We start from the raw sequence: 14364 nt of genomic DNA, 5'->3' as shown, positions 1-14364 counted from the left end.
TAACCCCCTGGTCAGCCTGCCTGCAGCACAGGTCAGCTGACCAGCTCAGCCCGCCCAAGACCGGCAGGCCAATGACGAGCTACACCACTTGCTGGGACACGATCCTGGAAAGGTAGTCATCCCTGAAAATAAGCGACTTGAAAACTGGACTTCTCCGGCGTTGATTATCGACGGAGTCGAGAATGAAGAAATCGCGATTCACAGACGCGCATATCCTTGCGAACTGGAGCTGAATTTGTAGATCAAGCCGAGGAAACGCCTGGTTCGGGAAGTTCCGGGCCCCTGGCGGTTCTGGAGCGGCCGAACGAAATGTGGTCGATGGACTTCATGGCCGACCAACTCGGCGATGGCTGGTCCTTCCGGACGCTAAATGTCCTCGAGGACTTTTACCGCGAAGGCCTTGGTATCGAAGTAGACTTCTCCCTGCCTGCAGCCCGTGTCGTTCACATGCTTGAGCAAATCATTGAAGGGCTCGGAAAGCCGATGGGCATGCGCGTGGACAACGGGGCCGAAAAATATCAGTGGCAAGCTGCAGACCTGGGCAGCAAAGCGCGGCATTGGCATCTTCTGCATCCAGCCTGGCAAGCCGCAGCAGTATGCCTATGTCGAGCGCTACAATCGGACCGTTCGGCAGGAATGGCCAGGACGGTTCATCTTCAATACGATCGAGAACGTCAAGGAACACGCTACGCGGTGGCTCTGGATTTACAACAATCAGCGCCCGGACATGGGCATCGGCGGGATTACCCCGCCATGGAACTGAAACTTTCTGCGTAAAGTTCAGGAACCTGGCAGCTTAAAAATAGGATGATTACCGTTCACCACGCTCATTCCGCGCTTGGGATTAGCTTTTCTAGACATCGACGGAAATCTCTAAGATCTTTCTCGTCGAAATCTGCAAATAACTCAGCGGCCGCACGTCTTCCGGCCCGATCAATTTTGGACTGCCGGGAGACTGCCAATCTAGAAGGCACAACCCTCCACACACGACGATCATCGCTGTCCGCGACCCGGGATACATATCCACTTCGCTCCAACTGGTCTATCAGAGACCCGACAGAAGCTCGCCCCAGCTCCAATATCTCGGCTAACTCGGTTTGCGTAGGGTTAGAAAGCCGAAAAACATACAGCATCGCTCTCCATTGAGCCCGCGTGAGTTCCAAGGATGCCATATCCATATCAAATCGACGCCGAAGCACGCGCGTAACACGGCTTATCAGAAAAGCCAGCTCAACTCGCTCATCGCTCCAGAAATCATTGTCAGCGAATCTCAGAATTTTCTCTTGGGGCATTCCAACCAAACCTAGCCATGGTGTCAAAAGTTCACTCTGGCTTTGTGCAGCTCGAAATTCAACCGCTATATTCAAAGCAGGAAAAAAGTGCTGGCTAGATTAATCTAGCCAGCAAGTCTACCGAAACTGCGGAATGTAGGAGGAGGCCTTCCTGACGATGTGATACTTTCCTCACTTCGTCAGGGCGACTGGTTTGACATTCCACCGCTCAGACAAGCCGCAGGCACTCGTGCTACCGGCTGTTGCCAACCTTAATACACGAAATTTCCGCACGGGTCCATACTGTATGTAAGCAAACGGACTTTTGCCGACCCCTCATCGGCCTCCCGACAGCCCATTTGCTTGCATATGGTATGCATTCATACAATGTGACCTGATACCCATTTGGTTCCGCATTTGAATGGAGAGTCTGTCGCAACGGAGACAGACAATGCGCAAAAGCAAATTCACTAAGGAACAGATCATCGCGATCCTGGCTGAACAGGAACGAGGCATGGCAACCGCAGACGTGTGCCGGCGTCATGGTGTCAGCTCGGCCAACTTCTATATCTATGGACGGCTCTCCCGGTGCAAGCGATTTGAGTCCTGATCGAACCGGTATTGGATGCCAACATCTACTGGCAACGACCCGCAACGTGACGGCATCGCCTCGTGCCCAGACGCACATGCCCTTGCGCTTCTCCACCATCCGGACATGCTTCCGCCGGGCGGCATGGCGAAGGGCCTGGACGACCTTGAAGACGACCGAATTGCGCAGCGTGGCATCCGTCGCGTCAAGTCGGCGCTCGATCATCACCCGCTCAGCGAGATCCCGGGTTGTGAGTTCGCCATCGACCTCAAGATGGCGCACACAGATATCGGTGAACAGCCGGATCGACGCATTTATATGAGCCAGGTCTTGCTTCGCCTGCGCGATCTGAGCCTGGTACGCCGTGATCCGCCCGTGGATCTCGGCGCGCTTGTCCTTCACGCACACCTTGGGTGTGCCTGCGCCTCCCAAAGGGAGAGAATGCTTCTGAGCGCAGTTAAAAAAGCTAATGGCTGATCGAGCATCAAATGGTGGCGCGCCTCAGGTACGGCGATTATCGGAATGTCACCGCCCCCTAGCTCGCGGATGTAGTCAGCCGAGTCCCTGGTGAAGAGCTGACTCTTTCCGCCATGAACGATGATCTTGCGGCCCGGCGCATTCACGAGTCGATGGCCGATTGTGAGCCATTCGTCGGACTTATTGCTTCGTCGGAATACCTCGGGTGAGAACTTCCATGTCCAACCGTCTCCGTCGCGTCGCATTGAATGATACGCCATGTAATCTAGGAGGAACGGCTCGCCGACTGGCTGGGGCGGAGAAAGGACGTATCTTTTGCGCGCCTCTTCATAGCTCGCATAGAGCCGGTTGGGCTTGTCAGGATCACCTGATCCCGGGCTTGAGCGGCGATGGTTCCAGTATTGATCGAGGAGCTCGGCTCGCATGACCATCAGATCGCAAATCACGACGCCGGAGAAAGCATCGGGCGACAGGGTCACGGCTGTCAGCGCTGCGCCCGCGCCGAAACTGTGCGCGATGATGGTGGGTTTGTGGCCATCTGTAAACAGATCGAGTGCCTCGGCAATCTCACCAAACTCGCGCCCCCTAGCCGCGGGATCGGCTTGCCCGCGCATCTCCGTGTCGCCCATGCCGGCGAGATCGAACGCCACCACGTCGTAATCTTCTGCGAGAAACGGAGCGATGAAGGCAAAGCAACGGGCGTGGGAGAGAAAGCCATGTGTCATAAGCACTTTCGGCTTTTTCCGGTCGCCCCAGCGGAAGTAGTGCGTCCTGGCACCGTCGATCTCAACATAACCTTCTTCGCGCGGCACCTTGAGGGCCGACACAAACCATTCCGGCAGATGCGAACCATCGCCGGCCCAGACAGGGTCGATGTCGTCGGGAAAATCTCCAATCTTGGACAATACGTTCATTTCGTTAAGTGTTCCTTGCTAGTGGGTTTGTCGATCACGAAGCCGCGATACCCCTCGTTCGCTACATCTTCGCAGAGTGCGACATAGCCAGACACGCTTGGAAAATTGATCAGTTGACGCGTCTTGCCCGGGATGTTTGCGCCCATGTACCAAGAATCCGCTTCGGGAAAGAGCGTCATCGCGCCTGCTTGGGCAACCATTTCGGTCCAGCCCGTTTCAGCTGCCGGATCGGCTTCGAAAAGATCGACACCATTTTCCCGCATCCAGACCAGAAAGTCGCAGATCCAGTCACCCTGTATCTCTGCGCTGGTCGGGCCGTTTGAGAAACCCGACGGGCTGAGTGGCCCGTATGTGAACAGCATATTGGGAAAGCCAGACACCGCCATTCCCAGATAGGCGCGTACTCTGTCTTCCCACGCATGGGACAGTGATAGGCTGTTCGTCCCCCTGATGTTCATATCGATCAGCCCGCCGCGCCCGGCATCGAAGCCGGTGGCGAAAACGATGAGGTCGCATTCCATCTCGCCGTCTTTGGTCGTAATAGCGTGCGGTCCGATCCGGATGATCGGAGTTGCCTTGAGATCGACCAGCGCGACATTGTCTTGCGCGAAAATTTCGTAATATCCCTGTTCAAGCGAAGGCCGCTTCGTGCCGAATGGATGCGGCGGTTCGGATGGGGCGAGTTTCTCGGCCAGATTGGGATCGGCGATCCTTGCGCGAACCTTGTCGCGCCAGAAATCGTAGGCGTGCCGGTTGGCTTCGCGGTTGGTAAGCAAGTCAGCGAAGTTGTGATACCAGAACCTGAGGCCGCCCTGTTGCCACAGATCTTCAAAGTGCGCGGTGCGCGCTTTCTCGTCAACTTCGAGCGCCGATACGTCTAGCGATTGGCATTCGAATCCTCCGCTCGTCTGCTTGCGCGTTTCGAAGATCGCGGCATAGCCCTTCTTGTCCCGTTCCTGGTCTTCTGCCGAAAGCTTCTTCTGCTGCATAGGCAGCGCCAGGATTGGTGTTCTTTGAAAGAGGGTCAGCTTCGATGCGGATTTGGCAGCTTCTTGCGCGACCTGCACACCACTTGCACCGGTGCCGATCAAGGCAACCTTACGTCCGCTGAGATCGACACCCTGCTGCGGCCAGCGCGCCGTGTGAAACCATTGGCCTTCGAAATCCTCAAGGCCGGGAAAATTGGGGACATACGGCTTTGATGCGAAACCAAGAGCGGGCAACAGGAACCGTGTCGAAACAGTTTTGTCGCTGTCGAGTTGCAGACGCCATTGCTTCGTCTCCTTCTCATAGTGCGCGCCTTTGACCCCAGACCCCATGCGCATCATGGGCCAAAGGTCGAGCGTATCGCAAACATGCCGGAAATACGCTCTGAGCTCTTCCCAACCGGGAAATCGCTCGCTCCAGGCCCATGATTTCCACACTTCAGGTATAGAGTACTCGTAAAGCGGAACCTGTGAATCCACTCGTGCGCCTGGATAGCAATTCCAGTACCAGATGCCGCCGGGCTGGGCCGCAGCATCCACCAGCAACACGTTGAATCCAGCGTCACGCAACTTGTGGAGCAGGTATATCCCGCTGAAGCCGGCACCGACGATTACAACGTCGTAATCAGGAGACTCCCGATGGCTCACGGTGCGACCGTCAAACGTTCGGCGATTGCTTTCGCCGTTGCATAGTCGGCCTTGCCGTTGGATGCACGCAGGGGTTTTTCCGTCGGATGTATGGCCTTGGGCGTTTTGTATCCTGCCAGTTGATCGCGCACATGGTCCTTGACAGCTTGCTCGTCGAACGGGACGCCGTGGTTGAGGTGGACGACGGCCGTGACGGCCTGGCCCCATTTTTCATCCGTTACACCTACGACCAGCGCTTCACCGATGGCGGGATGGGTCTTGAGCACTTCCTCGACTTCTTCTGGGTATACCTTCTCGCCAGCAGTGTTGATGCATACGCTGCCGCGGCCTAGCAGGGTAAGGCTTTCATCGGCCTCTACCCGGCACCAGTCACCCGGAATCGAATAACGCACGCCATCGATTGTGCGGAATGTCTTGGCGGATTTTTCGGGATCTTTGTAATATCCCATGGGGATGGCCCCCTTGCGGGCGATAAAGCCAGGCACGCCGCTTCCTGGTTCGACTTTCTGATCGTTTTCGTCGAAGACATCGCAGAATTCGCCAATCCCGAATTTCGCGGTGTTCGTACCGCCCTGAGCAGTCGTGACGGAGAGGCCGAAGCCGAGCCCTTCGGAGGCGCCGAAACTATCCATCAGCACGATTTGGGGAATATGCTTGCATAGACCGGCCTTAATCTCCTTGCTCCACATCACGCCGGACGAGATTATGGAGACGAGGCTCCTGGTATCCCAGCGGCCCGGGTTTTCTTCGAGCGCGCGAAGCATTGGCTTAGCAAAGGCATCGCCCACAATTGCGATGCTTTCCACCTGGTGCTTTTCGACCGTTTCCCACAATTCTGAAGCTTCGAAGGAAGGGGCCGTCAGCGTGACGATCGCGCCGCCCGACATGAGCGCACCTATCGCGGTGATGAAGCCCGTCCCGTGCATGAGCGGGCAGGCGGAGAGAGTGCGCCTGCCGGGCCCCTCTTTCTCGATCAGCGCAACATTTTCTTCCAGCGTCTGCGGAACCGAGCCCAGTAACTTCTGCGCGTCCAGCTGGGCCTTGCGCATGTCGTCGTGCCGCCACATCACGCCTTTCGGCATCCCGGTCGTGCCGCCGGTATAGATGAAGAGCAAATCGTCGGGTGAGCGTTCGATGCCGAGTGCCGATCCGTCCCCTTTTTCCGCCAGCGTCTCATAGGGACTCGCAAAAGACGCGATTTCGGAAGGGTCGCCAATTTCGACGAAAGTGTGAACCTTCTCGAGCCTATCCTTGAGTTCGACGATGCATTCGCGAAACTCCGAACTGTAAACAATCACTTCGCTGTCAGAATCGTGGAAAATGTAGAAAACTTCTTCGGCGCGATAGCGGTAATTGATGTTCACATGAGTCAAGCGCCCCTTAAAACAAGCCGCCATCAGCTCGCCATATTCGGGTCGGTTGCGCATGTAGAAGGCCACCTTGGCACCATCGCACGCTCCGCGTTGACGCAATGCGCGCGCGATATTATTCGAACGCGCGGACATTTCGGGCCAAGTGACGATCCGGTCGCCGTGTATCAGCGCCGGAGCGTCCTGAGGCATGGCGGGCTCGACAGCGTCGAGAATGTCACCGAGGTTCCAGTCGATCATTTTCCTTCTCCCTGCCGGACGGGGCAGCCAGTCTCGGACGCCCCCTCAACGAGTGTGTTACGCGGCCTTGATCCAGCCTTGCAGTGCTGCCGCCTCGGCCCGCACCGTTTCGGGTCCGCCAAGCACCTGCCGGTCGAATCCAATGCGTTTGAACCAGTAGTGGAGACCGATCAGGTCCGTGAATCCCATCCCGCCATGCACTTCGGTGGAAGTGCGGGCGACAAAGCGATGGACTTCGCCGGTGTGTGATTTCGCGTGGCAGGCGACGAGCGATGCCTCTGTCGGAACTGCGTCAAAGGCGTGGGCGGCGTACCAGACGAGCGAACGGCACGGTTCATGCCGCGCGGCCATCTCGGCGCACATGTGCTTTACGGCCTGGAAACTGCCGATAAGGCGACCAAACTGTTCGCGCTGGCCAGCATAATCGACAGCCTTTTCGATCATGGCCTGACCTGCGCCAAGACTGTCGGCGGCGAGGATCACACGCCCCGCAGCGCGCAGCCGGCCCACTGCAGCTCCCCCATCATCAGCCAGTGGTTCCGCTTCGGCCCCGTCAAACCGCAACTCCCCGACGCTGCGGGTCCGATCGATGGTCGTCAGCGCGATAGCCTTCAGGCCCGACGCCTTGGCACCGACAAGGTGCAGCCTGCCGCCGGAATCGGCGACGATGAAGGCATCGGCTCCTTCGAAATCGAGTGCGAACAGGGCGGTGCCGTTGAGCTTCCCGGCAGCAAAGGAAACCCCCGCGCCGTCGCGCACCTCGATTGTCTCGGAAATCGCGACACCAATACGCGCCTCGCCGCTCACGATCTTTGGCAGCCAGTGGGCCTTTTGCTCCTTGCTGCCTGCCTCGCTCAGCGCGATAGGCGTCAGAACATGACTGGCGAGAAAAGGTACTGGCGCGACCGCATAGGCGAGCTGTTCCGCAACTATGGCAGCGTCGAGAAGGGTCATGCCGAGGCCGCCATGCTCTTCCGGTACCAGCATCCCGGGAATTCCCAGGTCCTGGACGGCGCGGAGCACCTTGTCGCTAAGCGGATTGTCACGCTCGGTACATTCGCGGACATGATCGAGCGGGCAGGTATCCGCAAGACACCGCGCAACGGCATCGCGCAGCATCTGCTGGTCCTGAGAAAGTCCGAAATCCATTAGGCTGATCCCTGTTTGTGACGCGGCATGTCTGCGGTTGCTTTCGCCGCATCCGAAATCTTCGCCAGCTTCGGTTCGCGCGGCATTTCGAGGCCACGTTCAGCGATGATGTTCTTCTGGATCTGGGCGGTGCCGCCGCCGATGATGAGACCGAGCTGGAACATATAGTTCCATTGCCACGCCCCCCCTTCCCGCTCACGCGGGCTGTGGTGATAGAGAATGCCCAGTTCGCCCATGGCGTCGATTGCCAGCGCGGATATCTGGTGAGCGAGTTCGCAGCTTTGCAACTTGACGATCAGTTTCGCCATGCCGCCCGGCTCACCCCTGAGGCTGTTCGAAAGGATCCGCATCCCATTGTATTTCATCGCCGCCACTTCGGCCTGCAGTGCCACCAGCCGGTCGCGCAGTACCGGATTGTCGATCGCGCGACCCTGGCCCAAACGCTCTTCCTGCATCAGCGCGATCAGTGCCTCCAGCCGGTTTTCAAGCGCGTCGGGATCGCCCAGCATTCCGCGCTCATGGCCAAGAGTTGCGTTCGCCACGAACCAGCCCTGGCCCCGCTGGCCGACGATCTGATGCATGGGGACCCGGACATCGGTAAAGAACACTTCGTTGAATTCGGCATGACCGGTCATCGTCTTCAAGGGGCGAACCTCGATGCCCGGCGTGTCCATCGAAAAGATCAGGTAGGAAATGCCGCCATGCTTGGGCGCGTCAGGTTCGGTCCTGACCAAGCAGAAGATCATGTCGGCCTGCTTGGCGGTGCTGGTCCAAATCTTCTGGCCATTGACAACAAATTCGTCGTTCTCGATGTGCGCGCTGGTCTTGAGATTGGCGAGGTCCGACCCGGCACCGGGTTCGGAATAGCCCTGGCACCAGACAACATCGCCTTTCAACGTGGGTTCGATCCAGCGCCGTTTCTGTTCCTCGGTGCCGAGTTCGAGCAGGGTCGGCACGAACATCGAGATTCCCTGATTGGAAAGTCCGCCCGGCACCCTGGCCCGCGCAAATTCCTCTGCGATGATGCGCGATTGGAGAATGTCCGGCTCCGCTCCATAGCCGCCATACGCCTGCGGGATCGTTCGAGCGGTATACCCATGCTCGATCAACAGCTTCTGCCATTCGACCGCCTTGGACGAAGGTCGGGCCGCCCGGTCAGAAGAAGGCGGAGCAAGATGGCTGTGCGCTTCGATAAAGGCCCGCACCTGCTTGCGGAAGACATCGTATTCGGGTCCATATTCGAGATCCATGGCGCTTCTAACTTTCACTCAGGCGGAAAACAGGAAGGCGGAAGTCCTCACCGATCAGTTCGAACTCCACGACCACCGGAAGGTCGAGCGCAAGACGCTCGTGATCGCAACCAACCAGCCGCGTGGCCATGCGCACCCCCTCTTCCAATTCAACCACCGCAGCCACGAAGGGGATGTCGGCGGCAAAAGCCGGGTGGAGGGCCTGGTGGGTTACGGTCCAGGAAAACAACGTGCCCCTGCCGCTGCTGCGTTCCCAGGAAAATTCCGGCGAGCCGCACTTTGCGCACATATAGCGCGGCAAGTGGCGGAAGCTGCCGCAATCGCCGCAGCGCTGGAAATAGAGATGGCCGTCCTGGCACCTCTTCCAGAATTCCTGCTCAACCGGGTCTTGTGGGCGCGGTCGCGGCTTGGGTGGCACAATCTGCGCGGAGGGCCGCATTTTGGGGGGCAGATCGCTTTCGCTGCTCATGCAAACCTCCTGAGAATGGCGATGCTGCCGTCGCCTAGGTCGCCCCAACCGGTCACGAGGCCGGTCTGGGCTCCCGGCACCTGGCGCTCGCCGCAGTCGTGACGAAGCTGACGCACTGCCTCGACCACGTGGTTGAGGCCCCAGACATGCGCCTCACTGAGCAAGCCGCCATGGGTGTTGATCGGAAAGCGGCCACCCAGCTCAATCTGGCCGTTGGCGACGAATTCGGCCTGTCCGCCTGGTTCGCAATACCCCATCGCTTCCAGTTGCAGCAAGACGACATAGGTAAAGCAATCGTAGATCTGCAGGAAATCCATGTCCTCGCGCTTGACGCCAGCCATATCGAAAGCGCGCGGGGCGGCATAGCTAAGGCCGATCTTGAAGGGATCGGGCCGCGACGGGATGTCGTCGGCGGGATAGGGGTGGCCTTCCGCGGCACCGGCGATGCTGACGGGCACATGGGGCATATCCCTGGCCCGATCCATTCGCGATATGACAACCGCGCAGGCCCCATCGGTTTCAAGGCAGCAATCGTAAAGGCGGAAGGGCTCGGATATCCAGCGCGCTGAATGATAGGTTTCCGCGTCGAGTGCGCGCCCATAGGTAAAGGCGCGCGGATTCAACTGCGCGTGACGACGGCAGGCCAGCGCGACGGCCGCCATCGCATCCGCACCCACGCCGTAAAGTTTCGAGTGGCGGGTCGCCAGCCAAGCATACATCTGCACCGGCAGGAACACACCATAGGGGATGTAATAGCCCTGGATGGTATTGGTCAGCGTGTTCATGTTCATCGCCCGAGTGGGCGGGGCACCCGGCTTGGACCTGAGGGCGGAATAGCCGTTCCAACCGAGCGTGACCAACACGTGATCGCAAAGCCCGCTGGCAATCGCCATCGCAGCGTTCTGCAGCGCCGTCGTCGGGCTGGCGCCACCCATGTGAACGGTGGCCGCATAACGCAGCACATCAATGCCGAGATTGGCGGCCATTTCCTCCGAGGTCGTATAAATCGGCGGCGGCACCATGCCGTCGATATCGGAAGGTTTCAGGCCGGCATCCGCGATGGCGCGGCGCGAGGCTTCCAGCATCATGTCCACTGCAGTCCGTTCGGTGCCCTTCACGAATACGGTTTCGCCCACACCCGTTATGGCGGCCTTGTCGGCAAAGGATAAGGTCTGTGAAGCGCTCATACCGCGTCCCCGTCTTGCCGGAATTCAGGAATAGAATCTGGCATCAGCCAGCGCCCTTTCGGCCCCGTCGACAAGATCGCGCATGACCTCTGCCGCTGGACGGATCGAATGGATCAGACCGATTCCCTGCCCCGCGAAGCCGGGCATGATATCCTTGCGCTGAGCCTTGATGCCCGAAGCCATGACCGGCCCTGAAATCATCGACTGGTAAGGCATGGGAAGCGGTTCCTTGCCCGCCGCAACCCAGGCATCGGCCCATTTGTTGCGGATCATGCGCGCGGGCTTGCCGGTCATCGAGCGGCTGACGATGGTATCTGCATCGCCGCTTTCGGTGATTGCTTCCTTCTGGAACCGTTCGATGCCGGCTTCTTCGGTTGCCAGGAACGCCGTGCCGACCCACGCGCCCACAGCGCCCAGTATCATCGCCGCAGCGACTCCGCGGCCATCGGAAATTCCACCCGCTCCGATCACCGGAACCCGGTCCCCCACCGCATCGACCACTTGCGGAATCAGCGAGAAGGTTCCGATCGGGGAGTTGTGTCCGCCGCCATCGTGACCTTGCGCAACAATCATGTCGATACCGGAATCGACCACCTGTTGGGCATGTTTGACCTTGCCGATCACCGCCATGACCTTGGTGCCATTCGAATGAAGGCGGTCCATCCACGGTCCGGGATTGCCGAGGCCGGCGGCATAGACTGGCACCTTTTCCTCGATTACAACTTCCATCTGCGCCTCGAAAAACTCCCGCGAGAACAGCTGCGGCCCGCCCTTGCCCATTTCCGGCGCGCCAGCCGCGCGCATGGCCATTGCGGCATCCACTTCGGGCAGATCCTCGCGTTCCATGAAATCGCGGGTGAACTGCTGGTATTCGCCAAGCAATGCCATCGGGTTTTCGGGCACGGCGCCGCTTTGCGGGGCCGAACCGCGCCTGACGGAGGCAGGCAGAAGGGTATCGACCCCAAACGGTTTGTCGGTCAGCTCGCGGGTCTGGCGGATCCAGCTACGCAACTGGTCCGGCGAGCAGGCCGCAGCGCCAAGAACGCCAAGCCCCCCCGCATTAGATACTGCAGCCGCGAGCGCGGGGATACTGGCCCCGCCCATCCCGGCCAGAAGGATCGGGTACTCGATCCCGAGAATTTCGCAAATGTGGCTCTTGAGTGCCATCGTGTTACCTTCTCCAAATTGCGCCATCCACGGGCGCCTGTTATTTTACGTCTGCCCCCACTTGACCTTCTGGGACACAAGCTCAGGGCGTCTTTCTGCGAGATAGGAGGCGGAGCCCGCCACGAGACGAGCCATCGACTGCCGCGCTCCTTCGGCATCGCCCTTGCGCACAGCTTCAAGGACGCGGCGCAAGAAGCGCAACTGGACCGCACGCTCTTGCGCCGAATACCCCAGCGAGAGCGAAAATTCGCGGGTAAGCATGTGCAACGCGGAAGTCAGAAGGCCGAAAAGCGGATTGCCGCTGGCCCAGCCGAGCATATCGTGAAAACGGCGATTCAGTTCCTCGAACTGGCTGCTGGCTTCGTTGCGCTCCAGCTCTTTGAGGCAATCGGCAAGTGCGCTCAGATCACCCGTGGTCGCGCGCTGGGCGGCATAGGCTGCAACATTCGGAGCTATGGCTTCGCGCAGTTCGAGCAGGCCCCTGAGGTCTGCTTCCATGAATTGCAGGATGAGAGAAAGATTATTCGCAAAATCACCGGTCTGCGGGCGGGCGACCACCGGGCCGCCACTACGGCCCAGTTGAAGATGGATTACGCCCTGAAGCTCAAGGAAGCGGAGCGCTTCGCGCAAAGTCGCTCGAGCGACATCGTATCGCGCAAGCATTTCGTCCTCGCGCGCCAACCTGTCGCCCGCAACATGCGCCCCGGCTTCGATATCGCGTACGATGTCATGCGCAAGCGTGAGCGCGCGCTTGGCTTTCCTGGAATCATCGACCTTCGGTTGCATCTCCGGGAATCGCTCCTCTGATAAATCCTTATAAGGGTTTATCGGCGGATATGTCTAGAGTTTTCCTAAACAGTTCACAGTTTGACCGAATCTTGCAATAATCCTTATAAGCTTTATTGACCACGGCCTGCAAATTCCCTAACTATCCGCAAACGAGGTGAGTCTGCTTGCTGGGTATGGAGGACAAGACATGAGCATCGACACGATGGAGCTGGATACTGCCGAAAAAATCGCGGCCATGCCGATCGACGAAATCGATGTCTCTCGGCCGAGCCTTTTTCAGCAGGACACGATCGGCCTGTTCTTCGACCGGCTGCGCAAGGAGGAGCCAGTCCATTACTGCCGTGAAAGCCATGTCGGACCCTTCTGGTCGATCACCAAATTCGACGACATCATGGCCGTCGATACCAACCACAAAGTCTTTTCATCGGAGGCAAAGCTCGGCGGTATCGCCATCCAGGACATGCATAGTGTGGAAGGTGCGCTCGAACTTGAAATGTTCATCGCCATGGATCCTCCAAAGCACGACCAGCAACGCAAGGCCGTCACCCCCGCTGTGGCACCGTCCAACTTGCTGTTGCTCGAACCGACAATCCGCGAACGAGCGTGTCAGATTCTCGATGATCTACCGATCGGCGAGGAATTTGATTGGGTTGACAAGGTCTCGATCGAATTGACCACGATGACCCTTGCCACCCTGTTCGATTTTCCGTGGGAAGAACGCCGCAAGCTCACCCGCTGGTCTGATGTCACAACCGCTGCTCCTGAAACCGGCATCGTCGCATCGTACGAAGCGAGGCGCGAAGAGCTCATCGAGTGCGCGATGTATTTCAAGGGCCTGTGGGATCAGCGCGTCAATGAGCCGCCGAGGAACGACCTGATTTCCATGATGGCGCATGCCCCGGCGACAAAGGATATGCCTTTCCTCGAATTTCTGGGTAACCTCCTGCTGCTGATCGTGGGCGGCAACGACACCACGCGCAATTCAATCAGCGGCGGTGTGCTCGCCCTCAATCAGAACCCCGACGAATATCGCAAACTGAATGACGACCCATCGTTGATCACCAGCATGGTGCCGGAAATCATCCGCTGGCAGACGCCGCTGACTCACATGCGCCGCACCGCGCTTCAGGAATGGGAGATCGGCGGCAAACAGATCAAGAAGGGCGACAAGGTCGTGATGTGGTACCTGTCGGGCAACCGCGACGACACGGTTATCGACCAGGCCGACCGGTTCATCATTGACCGCAAGAATCCGCGCCATCACCTGTCATTCGGCTATGGCATCCATCGCTGCATGGGCAACAGGCTGGCAGAACTGCAGTTGCGGATCATCTGGGAAGAGATTCACAAGCGCTTCGCCAAGGTCGAAGTGACCGGCCAACCCGAGCGCCTGTATTCAACCCTTGTGCGTGGGATCACCAAGCTGCCGGTGCGGCTGCACGCCCGCTGATTTACCAAAGCAGAAATACGGAGTTTATGATGGTCAAAGTGACGTTCGTATCCAGCGATGGAACGCGGCGGGAAGTCGAAATTGCTGAGGGCGAAACAGCGCGCGAAGCGGCGCTTTTCAACGGCGTGCCGGGCATCGACGGCGATTGCGGCGGGGCCTGCGCCTGTGCGACCTGTCATGTCCATGTCGACCCGACCTGGATCGACAAGGTGGGTCGTCTGAAGGAAGGCGAAGCGGAGGCCGAACTCCTGCAATTTGCAGAAGGGGCCAGCGAATACAGTCGCCTCGCCTGCCAGATACCCATGGAAGCTGCGATGGAAGGTTTGGTTTTGCACGTTCCTGCGCAGCAGTACTGACCAGCCAGAGCGCGGCCTTGTCGTCCGAGTGGGGTGCCACGAATTTGATTTT

At 58.8% G+C, this 14364-nt stretch carries 13 protein-coding genes and 2 pseudogenes; 5 read left to right on the top strand and 10 right to left on the bottom strand.

Annotated features, from left to right (window positions below; translation table 11 throughout):
- Positions 1 to 199 precede the first annotated feature (199 nt).
- Positions 200 to 777 (top strand): annotated as a pseudogene (locus B2344_RS06150) (integrase core domain-containing protein); the annotation flags it as partial.
- A gap of 50 nt (positions 778 to 827) precedes the next feature.
- On the opposite strand, the gene B2344_RS15995 reads toward B2344_RS06150, so the two are convergent.
- Positions 828 to 1172 carry a MarR family winged helix-turn-helix transcriptional regulator gene (locus B2344_RS15995; RefSeq protein ID WP_414651728.1) on the bottom strand — a complete coding sequence of 115 codons (345 nt, stop codon included), beginning with the start codon at positions 1170 to 1172 and terminating at the stop codon, positions 828 to 830.
- 550 nt (positions 1173 to 1722) lie between these two features.
- On the opposite strand from B2344_RS15995, the pseudogene B2344_RS06145 reads away from it, so the two are divergent.
- Positions 1723 to 1839: pseudogene (locus tag B2344_RS06145) on the top strand (transposase); the annotation flags it as partial.
- A 57-nt stretch (positions 1840 to 1896) separates the two neighbouring features.
- Positions 1897 to 2337 (top strand): hypothetical protein, encoded by a 441-nt coding sequence (locus tag B2344_RS06140; RefSeq protein ID WP_290484849.1) that lies wholly within the window; start codon positions 1897 to 1899, stop codon positions 2335 to 2337.
- Here B2344_RS06140 and B2344_RS06135 read toward each other — a convergent pair.
- From B2344_RS06135 to B2344_RS06095, 9 genes are read right to left on the bottom strand one after another with little or no spacing between them, the layout of a single operon-like run.
- Positions 2259 to 3251, bottom strand: a complete 993-nt coding sequence (locus B2344_RS06135) for an alpha/beta fold hydrolase (protein WP_034827876.1) — start codon at positions 3249 to 3251, stop codon at positions 2259 to 2261. The two genes, B2344_RS06140 and B2344_RS06135, sit on opposite strands and share 79 nt — an antisense overlap.
- Positions 3248 to 4885 carry a flavin-containing monooxygenase gene (locus tag B2344_RS06130; RefSeq protein ID WP_034827878.1) on the bottom strand — a complete coding sequence of 546 codons (1638 nt, stop codon included), beginning with the start codon at positions 4883 to 4885 and terminating at the stop codon, positions 3248 to 3250. Before B2344_RS06130 ends, B2344_RS06135 begins: the two co-directional genes overlap by 4 nt.
- Positions 4882 to 6495, bottom strand: a complete 1614-nt coding sequence (locus B2344_RS06125) for an acyl-CoA synthetase (protein WP_034827879.1) — start codon at positions 6493 to 6495, stop codon at positions 4882 to 4884. The genes B2344_RS06130 and B2344_RS06125 overlap by 4 nt, the downstream gene beginning before the upstream one ends.
- Before the next feature lie 57 nt (positions 6496 to 6552).
- Positions 6553 to 7644 (bottom strand): acyl-CoA dehydrogenase family protein, encoded by a 1092-nt coding sequence (locus B2344_RS06120; RefSeq protein WP_034827880.1) that lies wholly within the window; start codon positions 7642 to 7644, stop codon positions 6553 to 6555.
- On the bottom strand, positions 7644 to 8894 hold the full coding sequence (locus B2344_RS06115) for an acyl-CoA dehydrogenase family protein (RefSeq protein ID WP_034827881.1): 1251 nt from the start codon (positions 8892 to 8894) through the stop codon (positions 7644 to 7646). Before B2344_RS06115 ends, B2344_RS06120 begins: the two co-directional genes overlap by 1 nt.
- Positions 8895 to 8901: 7 nt before the next feature.
- Positions 8902 to 9363, bottom strand: a complete 462-nt coding sequence (locus tag B2344_RS06110; protein WP_034827882.1) for a Zn-ribbon domain-containing OB-fold protein — start codon at positions 9361 to 9363, stop codon at positions 8902 to 8904.
- Positions 9360 to 10550, bottom strand: a complete 1191-nt coding sequence (locus B2344_RS06105; RefSeq protein WP_034827883.1) for a thiolase C-terminal domain-containing protein — start codon at positions 10548 to 10550, stop codon at positions 9360 to 9362. Before B2344_RS06105 ends, B2344_RS06110 begins: the two co-directional genes overlap by 4 nt.
- Positions 10551 to 10574: 24 nt before the next feature.
- Complete coding sequence (locus B2344_RS06100) at positions 10575 to 11717, bottom strand: NAD(P)H-dependent flavin oxidoreductase (RefSeq protein ID WP_034827897.1); 1143 nt, start codon at positions 11715 to 11717, stop codon at positions 10575 to 10577.
- 45 nt (positions 11718 to 11762) lie between these two features.
- Positions 11763 to 12503, bottom strand: a complete 741-nt coding sequence (locus B2344_RS06095) for a FadR/GntR family transcriptional regulator (RefSeq protein WP_034827884.1) — start codon at positions 12501 to 12503, stop codon at positions 11763 to 11765.
- A gap of 190 nt (positions 12504 to 12693) precedes the next feature.
- Here B2344_RS06095 and B2344_RS06090 point away from each other — a divergent pair, with 190 nt between their 5' ends.
- Together B2344_RS06090 and B2344_RS06085 are read left to right on the top strand one after the other, a co-directional pair.
- The gene (locus tag B2344_RS06090) at positions 12694 to 13956 is read left to right on the top strand and encodes a cytochrome P450 (RefSeq protein WP_034827886.1); all 1263 of its coding nucleotides are present in this window, start codon (positions 12694 to 12696) and stop codon (positions 13954 to 13956) included.
- Positions 13957 to 13985: 29 nt separating this feature from the next.
- Positions 13986 to 14312 carry a 2Fe-2S iron-sulfur cluster-binding protein gene (locus tag B2344_RS06085; RefSeq protein ID WP_034827898.1) on the top strand — a complete coding sequence of 109 codons (327 nt, stop codon included), beginning with the start codon at positions 13986 to 13988 and terminating at the stop codon, positions 14310 to 14312.
- The last annotated feature ends 52 nt before the right edge of the window (positions 14313 to 14364 follow it).

Origin of the sequence: Hyphomonas sp. UBA3195 (genome assembly GCF_002366485.1) — a bacterium.
Lineage (GTDB): Bacteria > Pseudomonadota > Alphaproteobacteria > Caulobacterales > Hyphomonadaceae > Hyphomonas.
The sequence above is the reverse complement of the archived record's forward strand: the minus strand, read 5'-3'. Positions and strand labels throughout refer to the sequence as shown.

Excerpts from the sequence above, each read along its gene's own strand:
- B2344_RS15995 (WP_414651728.1), bottom strand. The coding sequence starts at position 1,172 with ATGGCATCCTTGGAACTCACGCGGGCTCAATGGAGAGCGATGCTGTAT.
- B2344_RS06140 (WP_290484849.1), top strand. The coding sequence starts at position 1,897 with ATGCCAACATCTACTGGCAACGACCCGCAACGTGACGGCATCGCCTCG.
- B2344_RS06135 (WP_034827876.1), bottom strand. The coding sequence starts at position 3,251 with ATGAACGTATTGTCCAAGATTGGAGATTTTCCCGACGACATCGACCCT.
- B2344_RS06125 (WP_034827879.1), bottom strand. The coding sequence starts at position 6,495 with ATGATCGACTGGAACCTCGGTGACATTCTCGACGCTGTCGAGCCCGCC.
- B2344_RS06120 (WP_034827880.1), bottom strand. The coding sequence starts at position 7,644 with ATGGATTTCGGACTTTCTCAGGACCAGCAGATGCTGCGCGATGCCGTT.
- B2344_RS06115 (WP_034827881.1), bottom strand. The coding sequence starts at position 8,894 with ATGGATCTCGAATATGGACCCGAATACGATGTCTTCCGCAAGCAGGTG.
- B2344_RS06110 (WP_034827882.1), bottom strand. The coding sequence starts at position 9,363 with ATGAGCAGCGAAAGCGATCTGCCCCCCAAAATGCGGCCCTCCGCGCAG.
- B2344_RS06105 (WP_034827883.1), bottom strand. The coding sequence starts at position 10,550 with ATGAGCGCTTCACAGACCTTATCCTTTGCCGACAAGGCCGCCATAACG.
- B2344_RS06100 (WP_034827897.1), bottom strand. The coding sequence starts at position 11,717 with ATGGCACTCAAGAGCCACATTTGCGAAATTCTCGGGATCGAGTACCCG.
- B2344_RS06095 (WP_034827884.1), bottom strand. The coding sequence starts at position 12,503 with ATGCAACCGAAGGTCGATGATTCCAGGAAAGCCAAGCGCGCGCTCACG.
- B2344_RS06090 (WP_034827886.1), top strand. The coding sequence starts at position 12,694 with ATGAGCATCGACACGATGGAGCTGGATACTGCCGAAAAAATCGCGGCC.
- B2344_RS06085 (WP_034827898.1), top strand. The coding sequence starts at position 13,986 with ATGGTCAAAGTGACGTTCGTATCCAGCGATGGAACGCGGCGGGAAGTC.